Source organism: Pseudomonas sp. Irchel 3A18 (assembly GCF_900187465.1).
Classification (GTDB): Bacteria; Pseudomonadota; Gammaproteobacteria; order Pseudomonadales; family Pseudomonadaceae; genus Aquipseudomonas; species Aquipseudomonas cichorii.
Genome location: NZ_FYDI01000007.1, coordinates 130,358 through 144,370 on the forward strand (window position 1 = coordinate 130,358; position 14,013 = coordinate 144,370).

The following is a 14,013-nucleotide window of genomic DNA, read 5'->3' on the forward strand; positions in this document are numbered from 1 at the left end:
CCCGTCCCATGGATGAATTGGGTTTTGTGAACATGAGCGATAACTCGACTTCAACAGCGGTTCCCCAACCTGCCGAAACGCCTGTTGTCAAATCATCCCGTCGCGGGCCATTGCTGCTGGCGGGGTTGTGTCTGGTGGCGGGAGTGGCCGGCGCCATGGGTTGGTTCATGCACACACCCAAGGTGCCGGTGGCTGCAATTGCCAGTGACAAACTGGGCATGAGCCGCCCGGACGGCCTGCTGGAAACCCGGTCCCTGAGCCAGTTGCCCAGAGACCTGCTGGCAGTGCCGTTCCTCAAGGAAACCCTGACCGAAGATTTCGTCTTCTATTACGAAACCCATGCCGATCGCCTCGGCCTGATCGGCAGCCTGCGCAGAATCATCTACGAATACGACCTCAAGCTGCAGGACACCCTGATCGAGCAACTTCTCGATCAGCCGGCAGATATCGCCCTGTGGCGTGGCAAGGATGGCCGGCTCAAGGATTTTCTGATGGTCATGGACCGCGGAGGTCTGGCCAAGACCCTGGAGCCGCTGCTCAAGGTGCTGTACGACACTCAGTTGAACAAGATCGGTGTGCTGAAAGTGGGGGCTGACGAGGTGCCGCTCTATCAGCTCAGCTACAACGCCAGCAAGTCGCTGGTATTCGCTTCCCGCGGCGACAAACTGGTGGTGCTGTCCAACCCGGCCAGGCTTGCAGGGCCGGACACCGCTACCCATGAAGCGACCTCTTCCGGCATGAGCCCGTCCGAGGAGCAGGAAAGCGGTTCCTCGCTTGCACCCGGCAGCGTTTCCACCGAAGCCATGGCCGCTTTGCTCAACGGCGACAAACTGTTCACCGAAGCCTTTGGCCTGGAGCCGCGCAAACCTGAGGTCAAACAACGCCTGTCGGTCAACTCCAGTGTCCTGGCCATGGGTTATCAGCGCTTTATCCCGAACTTCGCCGGCCTGCGTTTCGAGATGGACGACAAGGGCTGGCACAGTTTCCTGGCCATGGACGAACTGGAGAACCAGCCCGATCTGAATTTCAAACCCATCTGGCAAGCCATGCCCATCGGTGCCAGCGCCTGCGTGGCCTTGCCGCTGGCGGCCACCCAGCAGAAGCCGCTGCTGGTCAAACTGGGCGCGCAGGATGCCGTGGCCCAGGCTTTGACCGAGCACATCTCCGATTCGGCAGGCCTGTGCTGGTACGCCGACTCGCGTCTGTACACGCCACTTCTGGTTGCCAGCCTCAAGCATAAGGAAGCCCCAAGTCTGGATGCAGACCTGGGCAACCTGTTCGGTTCCATGGTCGGAGCCTATGAGGCCAACGTCGCCGAAAAAGTATTCCCGGTGGTCGAGAAGCAGGAAGGTGAAACCCGCCAATGGCAACGTCAGGTCAGCACCAACTTCGGCCCGTATCTGGCTCGCAATGCCGAGAACCCGGACGCCATCACCGGCAAGGCCTTCATGAAAGTCAGCCTGGCACGTCATGGCTCGACGCTGCTGTTTTCCCTCGACGACAAGCTCGTGGACAAAGCCCTCGGCACCCTCGACAAGCGTTTCCCGCCGCTGGCCGATGTGTTGCCCAAGGACTCCTTGGTGCCGGTTTACTTCAACCCCGGCTCCATGGCGCAACTGATGCAGCAGGAAACCCTCGGCAGCCTGCCGAAGGACATGGAACCGGTGTTTTATAACGCCGCACAGACCCATCTGATTCCCAAGCTGCGCAAGCTCGGCGGTTACGGCAAGTACGCACTCACGCTGCCGGAAGGCACCGAGCCCGACGGCCACTGGCAATGGTTGCCGCTGGAGTGGAAAGCCCTGTGATCAGGCTGGTTCGAGGACTTGTCCTGTTGACGATGCTGCTGGGCAGCCGGGCATTTGCCAGTGACGTGCCGCCGCTCGATGCGCAGCAATCCCAGGTGTTTCGTGCCTGGTTCGTGCGTATCGCTCAGGAACAATTGGCCCAGGGCCCCAGCCCGCGCTGGTATCAGCAGGATTGCGCCGGTCTGGTGCGCTTCGCCAGTAACGAGGCGCTGAAGGTTCATGACGAGAAATGGCTGCGCAGCAATGGCCTGTCGAACCGTTACCTGCCGCCTGAACTGCAACTGACTGAGGCACAGCGAGGGCTCGCCCAGCAATGGCAGCAAGGTGGCGGCAAGGTCGGCCCGTATGTGAATGCAATCAAACTGATCCAGTTCAACAGCCATCTGGTAGGGCGCGACGTGACCCAGGCCCGCCCCGGCGACCTGATGTTTTTCGATCAGGGCGATGACCAGCACCTGATGATCTGGATGGGCCGCTACATCGCCTACCACACCGGCACCACAACCCCCACTGACAACGGCATGCGCTCCGCGAGCCTGCAGCAACTCATGACATGGAAGGACACCCGATGGATACCCGACGCTGCCAACCCCAATTTCATCGGCGTCTATCGACTCAACTTTCTCTCCCAATGACCGGTGCCCGCATGTTGCGTATCTGCTCTCTGATTTCATTGCTTCTGGCGCTGCTGGTCCCCGTGGCCAATGCCCACGCCGAGGACAGCGTCGCCCCCAGCGGTTATAGCCCGGTGCCCGGTGAAAGCTTTTTCCTGCTGGCGGACAGCAGTTTTTCCAGCAATGAACAGGCGCTGGTTCGCCTGGAAGCGCCGGGGCGTGACTATCGCCGGTTTCGCATGGAGCCTTACGGCGGCGCAGACATTCGCGTGTACCGCATCGACAAGCCGCTGGATTTCCTCAAGCGGCAGAAGAACCTGCACCGCGTGGTCAGTGAAGGCCAGTTCAAGGGCGAAGGCTTGTCCAACACCCTGGCTTACCTGTGGGACAACTGGTATCGCACTTCCCGTCGTGTGATGCAGAGAGCGTTTTCCTACGAGTCCCGCAAGCAGGTGACCGAGGAAGTGCCTGAACTGAAGATGGGCAATGCCATCGCTGCGCCGACACCTTTCGAGTCTCAACCCCAATTTGCCCTGATCCCCGGTTTGCCGGTTGTCAGCCAGTTCCGTTATCCGCTGTGGGAAGCAAAGCCGATCCAGCCACCGGCTGGCGTGGACCTGAGCGGTTCGTCCAGCAAGTTCGTCACGGTCGTGCCGGGTAACGTCTATATCCCCTTGGGCCAGTTGAAGCCGGGCCTGTATCTGGTGGAGGCGCTGATCGGCAAGTACCGGGCCACGACCATGGTCTTCGTTTCCAATACCGTGGCCGTGAGCAAGATTTCCGGTGACGAGCTTCTGGTCTGGGCCGCCCGCAAGCAGGACGGCGGCTCGGCACCCAAGGTCAATGTGCTGTGGACCGATGGCCTTGGCGTGATGAGCAGCGGTGCCACCGGCACCGATGGCTTGCTGAGACTGAAACACGTCAGCCCCGAACGCTCGTTCGTGATTGGTGAAGACGAAGAGGGCGGTGTCTTCGTTTCGGAAAACTTCTACTACGACAGTGAAATCTACGACACCAAGCTTTATGCCTTTACCGACCGGCCCATGTACCGGCCCGGTGATTGGGTGTCGCTGAAAATCGTCGGCCGCGAGTTCAAGAACGCCCGTGATTCCGTCGCGCCGACCGCTGCCGATGTGGACGTGACAGTGCTCGACGCCACAGGTACTGCACTGCAATCGCTGCCATTGAAGTTCGACGCCGTGTCGGGTGCCCAGGGGCGTTTCCAGTTGCCGGACAACGCCGTTGCGGGCGGTTATGAATTGCGTTTCAGCTACAGGGACCAGGCCTACAGCAGCGCCTTCCGGGTGGCGGAATACATCAAGCCGCACTTTGAAGTGTCGCTGAATCTGGACAAACAGGACTACGGCACCGGCGAGCCGGTAAAAGGCAATCTGGTGCTGCTGTACCCGGACGGCAAGCCGGTGGCCAATGCCAAGGTGACCCTGAGCCTGCGCGCCCAGCAGTTGTCCACGGTCGATAACGAACTGCAATACCTCGGGCAATTCCCTGTGGAACTGACCAGCACCGAACTGACCACCGACGCCAAGGGCAATGCGCCTCTTGATCTGCCCGCTGCCGACAAGCCCAGCCGCTACATGCTGACCGTGTTCGCCAGCGATGGCGCGGCGTATCGGGTCAAGACCACCAGGGAAATCCTGATCGATCGTGGCGCAGCCAGTTTCCGTCTCACTGCTCCCCAACGATTCAGTGCCGCGGGCGAGAAGGTTGCTTTCAGCTATCAGAATGAAGGCGGCAACGAGCCGCTCAAGGCGATGACGCCGAGCAGCTACAAATGGGTTCGTCTGGAAGACCAGGCCAGTGGCGGCGACAAGCTTGCGGCTACAGCAAAGGATTTCAGCCTGAGTTTCGACCGTCCGGGCACCTACAACCTGACCCTGCTGGACGAGCATGGCCGCTTGCTGGGGGCCACCGGACATTCTGTGACTGGCGACGGTGTCAAGGCCGTGCCGGGCACCGTGGAAATCATCTTCGACAAGCCCGACTACAAGGTGGGCGACGAGGCCCTGGCGCTGATCACTTTCCCCGAGCCGGTCAGTGATGCGCTGCTGTCCCTGGAACGTGACAAGGTCGAGGCCACGGCCTTGCTGTCCAAGGGCGGCGACTGGCTGACGATGGAGAAGCTCAACGAAACCCAATACCGTGCGCGAATTGCGGTAAAGGATAACTTTGCGCCGAACCTGACCTTCTCGGTCCTGTACACCAAGGGTGGCCAGTACAGCTTCCAGAACGCCGGTATCAAGGTGGTTGCGCCGCAGATAGACGTCGCCATCGCCACGGACAAGGAAGATTACCAGCCGGGGGATATCGTTTCGGTGGACCTGACCACACACTTCGCTGGCAAGCCGGTCCCGGCGCACCTGACGGTCAGCGTGGTAGACGAAATGGTCTACGCGCTGCAACCGGAAATCGCACCGACCATCGACCAGTTCTTTTACCATCCGCGCCGCAATAACGTGCGTACCAGCGCGAGCCTGTCGTTCATCAGTTACGACGTGGCATTGCCGGGCAACCCGACGGCGCCGGGCAAGGCCAACCGCAGCGAGCGTGGCGTGAAAGTGCTGGAGCGGCCGCGTCGTGAGGACGTCGACACCGCAGCGTGGGAACCCGAAATGGTGACCGATGCCAACGGCAAGACGCGCTTTACCTTCAAAATGCCGGACTCGCTGACCCGCTGGCGCATCACGGCCCGTGCCATCGACCAGAACGGTCAGGTCGGGCAGAAAAAGCAGTTTGTACGGTCGGAAAAACCGCTGTACCTGAAATGGAGCGGCCCGACGCGGTTCCGCGCAGGCGACCAGCCTGATCTGGGTGTGTTCGCTTTCAGTCAGGCGGATAAACCCATCAAGGCCGAGCTGGTGACGCATTACGCCGGTATCGAGCAGCGTGTGCCCGTCACCCTGAACAAGGGCATCAACTACATCGCGCTGCCAGGGTTTGCACTGGCCAGTGGCGAGTGGACGGCGCAACTCGTTCAGGAAGGAAAAGTCGCCGATGCACTGGCCGTGAACCTGATAGCAACCGGTGAAGGTTGGCAGGTGACGCAAAACCAGAGCCTGGACGCAATCAGTGGCGACAATCCGCTGACCTTGCCCGGCGATGCAACCGGTATCCGCCTGCGCCTGGATGACAGCCCGCAAGCGCTGTTCCGTTCGGCCCTCGACGATTTGCTGAGCTATCCCTATGGCGGCGTCGAGCATACGGCCAGCCGTCTGTTGCCGCTGAGCATGGCCTATCCGATCCTGTCGTCGAACCCGCAAGTCAGGGATCGCCTGCGCCTGATCATGCAGAACAGTCGCTTGCGACTGGTGCAAATGGCCGGTCCTTCGGCGAGCTTTACATGGTGGGGTTATGACGTTGAGCCGGATGCATTCCTGACCGCCTACGCCTATTACGCCGACTGGCACGCCAGCAAGGCTCTGGAGCTGCACCTGCCGCCGGAGCACTGGCAGCGGGTGCTGGAGGTGTATGCGAAGCAGGCCAAAAACACGCCTTTGCTCCAGCGTGCGCTGATCCTGTCGTTCGCCAGACAAATGCAATTGCCTGTCAACACATTGCTCAGCGGCCTGATGGATGATCTGGCGAAAGCCGGTGAGGGCCCTCAGGCGAACCTGCTGGACAGTGGCGAAGACAGCATGGTCATGAGTGCCCCGGATTCTGCACTGGGACTGGCGGCGGCGCGTGCGCTCACCGCTTCCCTGGCCCGGCAGTCGAAGGTGACGTTGCCTGATGCTTTCAGCCGCCAACTGCCGGATGCGCAGCAACGTCTGGCGGTCAGTTCCCAGCCATTTGCCGAAGCCTTGAACCTGTCGCTTCAAGGCTTCGATCAGGGCCGCGCTCACGCCTTGCTGCAACGTCTGCTGCCACAGCAATCGACTCTGGAGCGTGCCCTGGCCCTGAGCTGGTTGCAGCGAAGCATCGAGCAGGCTTCGCCCACCATCGCTCTGGCGCCGGGTGAAGGCTGGAAGAAACGATATGGCGACAGCGGTGAAATGTACTGGATCTGGCAGGGGGCTACTCCTGTGCCTGCCGTATTGTCGTTGTCCGGGACCCAGGAGCGTCCGCTGCGGGCCTTGCTGAGTTATCAGACCCGGCAACCGGCAATCGATCCGATGGCAGTGACCATCACCCGTCGCCTGTCGCGCCTTGTACCGGGTGACGAAGCGTTCAAGTTCAGCCTCGAAGCGGTCGATGGTAAACCCTTGTCCAGTGACAGCCTTTACCTCGACGAGGTGATCATCACCAGCAAGGCCGCCAAGCCGCTGCGCTACGGCATGATCGAGGTGCCGCTGCCACCGGGTGCGGATGTGGAGCGTACCACCTGGGGCATCAAGTTGCAGGGCAAGGCCGGTACCGAACCGACGGCGCTGGAAAAGGCCCGCTTTGAGCCGGGGCAAATGGCTTACGCCATTCCGGTGGACGCCCTGAGCGGCGAGTTGCGGGTACGGCATCTGGTGCGCTTCTCGCAAAAAGGCCAGTTCAAGCTGCCGCCGGTGCGTTTCACTCAGGTCTATGCGCCGCAGAATCAGGCCCTGGAAACGAAACCCGCTTATGGTCAGGTCAAGGTCAACTGACATGATCCGGCGTCTGTCATGGCTGGTACTGCTTTTGCTCCCTGCGCTGGCAACCGCGCAGGAGGAGCCCTTGCAGATGGGGTTCAAGGGGGAACTGCTGTCTTTGAACCAGACCCGACTGCTGTCGCGAGAGCCGTTGCCTGCGGATTTGCAGACGCATCTGGGCAGCCTCTGGAAACTCTTTGTCTACGCATGGCTGGTGGACACCGGCGCCAGTGAACCGGCCTATGAGTGTCGCGGCCAGTCGAAAGAGGAAGTGTATTGCTGCACGACCGGTGGCAAGGTCGAGCGCGATCAGGCTCTGGTGAAATCCTGTGGTCTGTACTTCGAGCCGCAACGCCTGGCCATCTCCGAAGCTGACTGGCGCTCGTACTGGCAAGCACGCAAAGCCCCGCAATGGCTGCTTGGCCTGCAGTCGTTGCAGCCTGCTGCACAGGTGCCCGTGGCCGAACTGCTCGGGATGCTGGCGGTGTTGCCTGCGCAGGAGCAGGCGAGGCGGGTATTGCTGGATGTAGTGCTGAACGCGGCTGACGGCAATGTTGTGGGCGAGCTGGGCGGCCGGTTGCGGGTGAAAACCTGGAGCTGGTTCGAGGATCGCGATAGTGGGGTGCGTCAGGGCGGGTTTGCCGGCTGGACAGTGGATGGCACGCCTGTCTGGGCCCAGGGGCGCGGCACCAGCCAGACGGTTTTGCGCAACTACGGCGAGGCCATCGCTTCGGTCGTTCCAGCAGGCTGGCCTGCGGAGCCGGGGCGTTGTGTCGAAGTGAACCTGTTTTCACGTTATCCGGTGGAGCGCGTTCTTGCCCCGGGCCGTGCTGTGGAGTCGGGGCCTTTGCTGGGGGATTATCGCGTCGAGTTCGCCAATGGCAATCAACTGGATATACACAGCGACGGCGAACTCTTTCTGCTGAAGGACAAGCTGGTCGCGCGCCTGGACCGTGAGGAATACGTCGCCCGCGTGCTCCAGCGTGAAGCCTCGGCCAATCCGCCCGAAGCGGCCAAGGCCCTGGCCGTCGCGATTCGCACTTACCTGTTGCAGAATGCCAGCCGTAACGGCGAGTGTCTGGCCATCGATGACAGCAGCAATCGCCAGCGCGTCGCCCCACGCCCGGCCTCTGCGGAGTCCCGCCAGATCGCGGCCTGGACCAGTGACCTGGTGGTGGCCGGTAGCAACATCACCTATCACTCCACTGAGCCTGGTTCCGACAAACTCTCCTGGCAGCAAGCTGTGGATCAGGCCGAGGCCGGTCAGCGTTACGACGCCATTCTGTTGCACGCATACCCGCGCACCAGTCTCAGTCGCTGGGACAACCCGGTCGCATCCTGCCGGGCGCTTCCAGCCGCCCAGGACTGGTTGCAAAACCAGCGTCGGGGTTGGCGTCAACGACTCGAAAGCGAAGCGGGCTACAACGAAGTCAGCACATTTGCCGTCTGCCAGCTGGCTTTCGGCAACCCCTATGTCGACCGTGAACGCAAACGTATCTACGTGCGTGGCGTCCTGTCACTTCAGGACCGCCTCGACCTCACCCATGAATACCTTCACCTGGCCTTTGAAGCGCACCCTGACGGTCAGGATGAAACCTATATCGAAGGTCTGGCCCGGCGTCTTTTGCTGGAATAGATCCCTGGAGTGCTGTGATGCAGAAAATGATTCCATGCCTGCTCTTGCTGTCCGTTGCCCTGGCGGGATGCGGCCCCAACGAACTGGTTTCCAGTCTGCCTTCGCCCGATGGAAAGCATCACGTCGAAGTTCGCCGATGCCCTGAGAGCGGGTCCATGACATGGGGTGAAAAGCTACAGGTTTCCGTTCTTGACGTTGGCGTATCGGCAGCATGCCAATCCGCCGTGGAAGCCTGGGCACAGTTTGATATCGACACCCCCGAATCTCCGAAACCCGATCAGTTACAACTCCAATGGGCGAGTGATAGCGAACTCAGAGCCTGGTATCCGGGGTTCAAACCGGGTGATGGACCCCGGAGCTGGACTTACAAGCAGAACACACCGGTCAAGGTGATCTTCCAGCCTAAAGAATGATCTGTGGCTTGATGGATCAGTCCAGAGGCTGATTTCAAAAAGCAGGTGGCTGGATCATAAGTGACACACGAATCTAGGGCTTGGGGGCAGACGTACGTAAGGTGCTCAAGGCCATCCAGCCGAGCAGAGCCACGCCCAGCACCAGTACGGCCCACAAACCAATGCGTTTCCAGTCGATGCTGCTCTCGGCGGCCTGTGCCAGCCTGACCGGTTCGTTCATCGGCTCGGCGCTGCTCAGGCTGCTCATCTTCCGGGCGTTGTTGTCCGGGATCAGGGTGGCCAGCGGCAGGTTGGCAGGCTTGGCGCTCGGGTTGCCGATCGCCAGTGAGAACGGGCCGTTGCCCCGTGCCAGAAACACGACCTGAGGCGCCTGTACGGCAAACCGCAAGGAAGGTGGCTGGCTGCCCAGACCGCCGCCGCGTTCATCCACTTCAAGTTTCAACTGGCGCACGACTGTGCCGGAGGCCTGTATTTCATCCTGAATCACGTCCTGACCATTTTGTGTCAGACGGTAAAGCAGGCCGTTGCCCAGCGTCTGCCACGTGCTTTTGCTGTCCGGTCGTCCGTACAAGGTGCCGGGCGCCAGGCTGTTGGCCTGGGCGATATCGAGTTTCAGGCGCTCGACGGGCAGGGCTGCGGGCAATTGCCAGAGGTAAGTGCCGGGTTTTTCAAGGCTGCCTTCCAGCGGTTGCGACCAGGTGAGAGGCACTTGCGGTGTGTCGCTGCTGACGCTGAGCAGTTGCGCGGAAGTCAGCGTCGGCGCGCTGTCTGGCGTATTCCACAACAGGCGCAGATAACGCGCCTTGCGGCCCGGCAGATTGACCTGGCGCTGTTGCACCACATCGTTGGCAAACGACAGGCGTGCGACCTGGCCTTCACCCCAGGCTTGCCAGTGTTGCAGGTCATCGCTGGCCTCGATGCTGAAACGCTGGAAGCCTTCACGCTCGGTGCTCCAGTCCAGAATCAGTTGTTTCAGGGGCTGCTTGATGGCGCTGGTGTCCAGCAGCCAGCCGCGCAGCACTTCTTCGCCCGCTTCAATGGCACCTTGCGGCTGCACTTCGACCAGCGTGCCGCTGGCACTGCGTTCAACACGGATTTTGGGGGGGCTGTCGGCAGCGTCTGCGCTGTTGTACAGCGGGAACCATTTGACTGAAACCGGCGCCGGTTCCTGCCGTGGCTGAATCGGGTCATAGGCCAGCGAATAAGCCTGAGCCTGGCCTTCACTGTTGAAGACCCGCAAGTCGCCCAGAGCACTCTGACGCGAGTTGAGCTGCACGGTCAGTGGCAGTTCGATGCGATACCAGGGGCCGCCGCCGTTGAGTTTCAAAGGCGTGTGGCTGGCAAAGTCGGCCGGGTTGTCCTGAGCGCTGGCGAGGGGCGAGCCCAGCAGGGCCAGGCTGCACAGCACGATCTTGAACAGCGGTTGATGACTCAAGAAGGCAATCCTCATGATCAATGTGTTTGCGTAGTGTTTGACGGTTTTTTCGGTGGAAGCGGGGCGAAGTAACCCACCACCAACAGCAGAACGCCAACACCGATGAAGGACACGATGCGTGCCATGCCTCCCCGGTCGCTCAACTCGACCAGGAACAGTTTGGCGACCACGACGCCGATCAACAGCGCACCGGTGATCCAGATCTCACGCTGGCGGCGAATATGGCCGCCGATCATCAAGGCCAGTGCCATCAGGGTCCAGACGATGGACAGCACCGCCTGATCCAGCATGGGGTCGATTTCGTGCCAGGCCCAATGCCAGGCCGTGCGCAGCACCATGGCGGTAACCAGAGCGAACAGCGAAGCGCCTGCAATGATCACCGCCAGCCGCTCGGCGCGCGGTACGGTCATTGCGAGTTGTGGCAGCTTGTTGCGGGTCCAGTTCACTATCCCCAGCAGGGCGAACGACAAGGTCAGATCGAGCGGATTGAGCAAGGGCACATAAGGCAGAGGTTCGGCGTAGCCACGGCTGTAAGAGTTGGTCAGCCAGAACCACGCCAGCAGCAATAGCGCCACGGGCAGTGCGGCCCACACGCGATAAGCCCTGGCATGGTCGGTCACCGGCCAGATCCAGGTTCTGTTGGAGGCCATTGCAAGCAGGTACAGACTGGGCAGCAATGTGCCCATCGCGTTCCACGCGCTGTTAGGGGCATTGGAGCTGACCAGCATGTCTATGCCGTAGAACAGCTCAACGCTCAGGATGAAGAGGGTCAACCAGCAACCCAGAATATGGGCCAGTGACTGCGCCTTGCGGGGCAGGAGATCTGCCAGGCGGCGCAGGGAAAACAGATGCACGGCCAGCAATGCGCCCCAGCCCACCCAGGCCCAATGGGCAAAAAGGTGATAAGTGTCGGTCATTGCGCTGATCAGCAGGACCCAACTGACGGGTGTCAGCCACAGGCTCAGCGCCGCCAGCCCGCTCCAGCGCCAACGCAGGGCCAGCAAGGTCCATATGCCTATGCTGGCGGCCACCGACAGCAGCAACCAGGTCGGGAACAGGGTGTGCGACGAGAAACGCATGAGCGCGATGACACAGGCCAGACCCCACCACAGGCTGCCCCAGACCAGCAGCATGCCTGACAGCACGTTGTCCTTGAGGTAACGCAGAGTCTTGATGCGATGGACGAACAAGGCACTGAGCAGGGCGACGAGGGCGATGATCATTGGCGTCCAGAAATCGCCTTGCAGCTTCAGGGAGTACCACTGGAACATCTGATGGATGAACGCCAGCCCCGCAGCAACCTGCAACAGCAAGCCAAAGCCGCGTGCCAGCACGCGTTGCTGACGCAGGCCCAGCCAGAAAATCGCCGCACCCTCGATGGCCCAGGCGCTGGTGGTCCATTGCGCGCCAAGCCCCAGCGGAATCGCCAGTGTCGCGAACACGACGCCCAGTGCCAGGCAGGTTTCCACCAGCAACAACGCACGACCCGGTGCCCGACCGGAAAGCAGGCGAGCGATGCCCATGTACAGCAGGCCCAGCGCCAGCGCGCTGAAAGCGGTGCCGAATTCCATGTCGCGGGTCAGCGCATATTGCAGGCCGAAGCCTGCGAGGGGCGTACCAAACAGCAGCGTGCCATCGACATAGTCGCCCTGACGCCTGGACCAGCGCAGCATCGATTCGCGGCTGTCATCATCGGGCGCATCATTGCGTTCCTGCAGTTTGTGCCGGGCGAACAGCAGGCCGATGGCCAGGTACATCAGGAAGAACAGGATCAGGAACGGTTCGACACTCCAGAACAGCTCCGGCTTGTACGAGCGCAAGCCCCAGGCGAAACCGATGCCGAAGGTCCCGACAAAGCCAATCAGGTTCAGCAAGCGCCAGGCCTTGAGCCAGGCAATGGCGAAAATCCCGGCATTGAGCAGGGCAAAGTAACTGAACAGCATGACATGGCTGCCCTGGCCGGTAGACGACAGGATGGGCGCTGCAAAACCCCCAATCGTGGCGGCGCAGGCCAGCGCCAGCGAATTTTGTGTGACGGCCAGCATGGTCGAGAACAGCATGACCGCCACCAGCAAGACAAAACCCAGGCTCGGGTCCAGCAGCTCATGCACCCGAATGGCACCCAGGACCGTCAGGTACAGCACGCCGACTCCGGTGCCTTGCATCATCAAGGCGAAGTTGGCGTTGCGTTGACGCAGCCACCAGCCCAGGCCGAGCAACGCCATGGCGCTGGCGGCGACGCTTGCATAGCGGGCCTCGATCGGCACCACGATGCCTTCAGTGGCATAGCGCAGCAGGAACGCCAGCCCCATGAACAGCACCACTGCGCCAACCCGCAGCACGGTATTGCCACCCAGCAGCCAGTGTTTCGCAGCCTCGAACGCAGTGTTCAGCGGGTTCGGCCGTGCAATAGGTTGAGCGGTCGGTTTGATGTCAGCTTCAGGTTGCGCAGCAGCGGGTAATTCTTCCGGCAAGTCCCAGAGCAGTTCCGGCCCGCTGTCCTGGGTCGCGACAATAATCGTATCGTCAGGAAGCGGCGTCGTGGCCTGTGCCGCTTCAGGCATGGCGAGGGGCGACTCCAGGCGCGCAAGGCGTTGCTGCAGGGTTTCGATCTGTTCTTTTTGTCTGACGGATTCTGTGCGCAGACTTGCAACTTGCTGCTTCAGCCAGATGCCCACAGCCAGGAGAGCGAGGGACAGGCCAAAGAACCAGGCATAAGGCGGGTTCTCGACAAGGTATTCAAACGTTTCCAGCCCGATTTCCAGAAGAGTGAGCAGCACGCGGCGACATCCTTTTAGACCAGGAACCGCTCACCTTCGAGCGTTTGGCGATAGTTGAAATGATAGTACTGAACAGCCGGATATGAATTGACGCATTGCACAGTCAATCATTGTATTGAGCAACTTAGAGTGATTTCGAGCCTGCTTGAATAGTACACCTGTACTATTTTCCGACCACCAGCTAGACCGTATAACGGCCTGCGCACTTCTTGTAGCGCCTCATCCAGAAACGGAAAAACCAGTCTGTCGTAACAACTAATGGAGTTTGGGATATGAGGTTCCTGATAATTGTTCTGTCGGCCCTGACGCTTGGCGGGTGTGCCAATTCACCTCTGGGAAACCTGCTGTATAACCAGCGTTTTCAGACGACGGATGACGTGCAGGCGTCCTGGGTAGGTTCGTCCCTGGACGATTTGATCATGTCCTGGGGGACGCCGCAAAACAGCTTTCCAATGGCGGGAGGTGCAGCAAGCATGATTTCTTATGAGTATGTCTGGCTTGCAGGCGCGAGTGGAGATAACCCCAGATATTCCCGATGTGTTCAACGCTTCCTTGTTGAAGGGGGCATTATTACCAAATGGGGCATATCCGGAGGCTGTCCGAAACAACCCAGGAACGCCAAGTCCATTCCAGACACGCCCGTGCCCAAGCCGACACTGTAAGCGTACAGCGCGTATATCCATCAATAACCTGTTAGCCTATTCCGCCGCTTTATCAGACGATGCTTTATCCTCGCCAAACGGAATTTGA

At 60.6% G+C, this 14,013-nt stretch carries 8 protein-coding genes; 6 read left to right on the forward strand and 2 right to left on the reverse strand.

Going from position 1 to position 14,013, the window contains the following annotated elements; genetic code table 11:
• The first annotated feature begins 32 nt into the window (after positions 1-32).
• Genes CKW23_RS16130 through CKW23_RS16150 form a run of 5 tightly spaced genes read left to right on the forward strand, consistent with a single transcriptional unit; the run spans position 33 to position 9,048 of the window.
• Positions 33-1,808 carry a DUF2138 domain-containing protein gene (locus CKW23_RS16130; RefSeq protein WP_025260267.1) on the forward strand — a complete coding sequence of 592 codons (1,776 nt, stop codon included), beginning with the start codon at positions 33-35 and terminating at the stop codon, positions 1,806-1,808.
• The gene (locus CKW23_RS16135; RefSeq protein ID WP_051427733.1) at positions 1,778-2,443 is read left to right on the forward strand and encodes a DUF1175 family protein; all 666 of its coding nucleotides are present in this window, start codon (positions 1,778-1,780) and stop codon (positions 2,441-2,443) included. The genes CKW23_RS16130 and CKW23_RS16135 overlap by 31 nt, the downstream gene beginning before the upstream one ends.
• Entirely contained in the window at positions 2,440-7,014 is a 4,575-nt protein-coding gene (locus tag CKW23_RS16140; RefSeq protein ID WP_095067963.1) for an alpha-2-macroglobulin, read from the forward strand. Before CKW23_RS16135 ends, CKW23_RS16140 begins: the two co-directional genes overlap by 4 nt.
• A 1-nt stretch (position 7,015) precedes the next feature.
• Positions 7,016-8,635: a DUF2300 domain-containing protein gene (locus CKW23_RS16145; RefSeq protein ID WP_095067964.1), complete on the forward strand. Its 1,620-nt coding sequence runs from the start codon at positions 7,016-7,018 to the stop codon at positions 8,633-8,635.
• Positions 8,636-8,652: 17 nt separating this feature from the next.
• Positions 8,653-9,048 carry a hypothetical protein gene (locus CKW23_RS16150; protein WP_025260263.1) on the forward strand — a complete coding sequence of 132 codons (396 nt, stop codon included), beginning with the start codon at positions 8,653-8,655 and terminating at the stop codon, positions 9,046-9,048.
• A 73-nt stretch (positions 9,049-9,121) separates the two neighbouring features.
• On the opposite strand, the gene CKW23_RS16155 is transcribed toward CKW23_RS16150, so the two are convergent.
• Together CKW23_RS16155 and CKW23_RS16160 are read right to left on the reverse strand one after the other, a co-directional pair.
• Positions 9,122-10,498, reverse strand: coding sequence for a DUF3999 domain-containing protein (locus CKW23_RS16155; RefSeq protein ID WP_095067965.1), 1,377 nt, complete (start codon positions 10,496-10,498; stop codon positions 9,122-9,124).
• Between the two features lie 2 nt (positions 10,499-10,500).
• The gene (locus CKW23_RS16160) at positions 10,501-13,248 is read right to left on the reverse strand and encodes a DUF2339 domain-containing protein (RefSeq protein ID WP_371856573.1); all 2,748 of its coding nucleotides are present in this window, start codon (positions 13,246-13,248) and stop codon (positions 10,501-10,503) included.
• Positions 13,249-13,535: 287 nt separating this feature from the next.
• Between CKW23_RS16160 and CKW23_RS16165 the strand changes: the two genes are divergently transcribed.
• The gene (locus CKW23_RS16165; RefSeq protein WP_025260260.1) at positions 13,536-13,925 is read left to right on the forward strand and encodes a hypothetical protein; all 390 of its coding nucleotides are present in this window, start codon (positions 13,536-13,538) and stop codon (positions 13,923-13,925) included.
• The last annotated feature ends 88 nt before the right edge of the window (positions 13,926-14,013 follow it).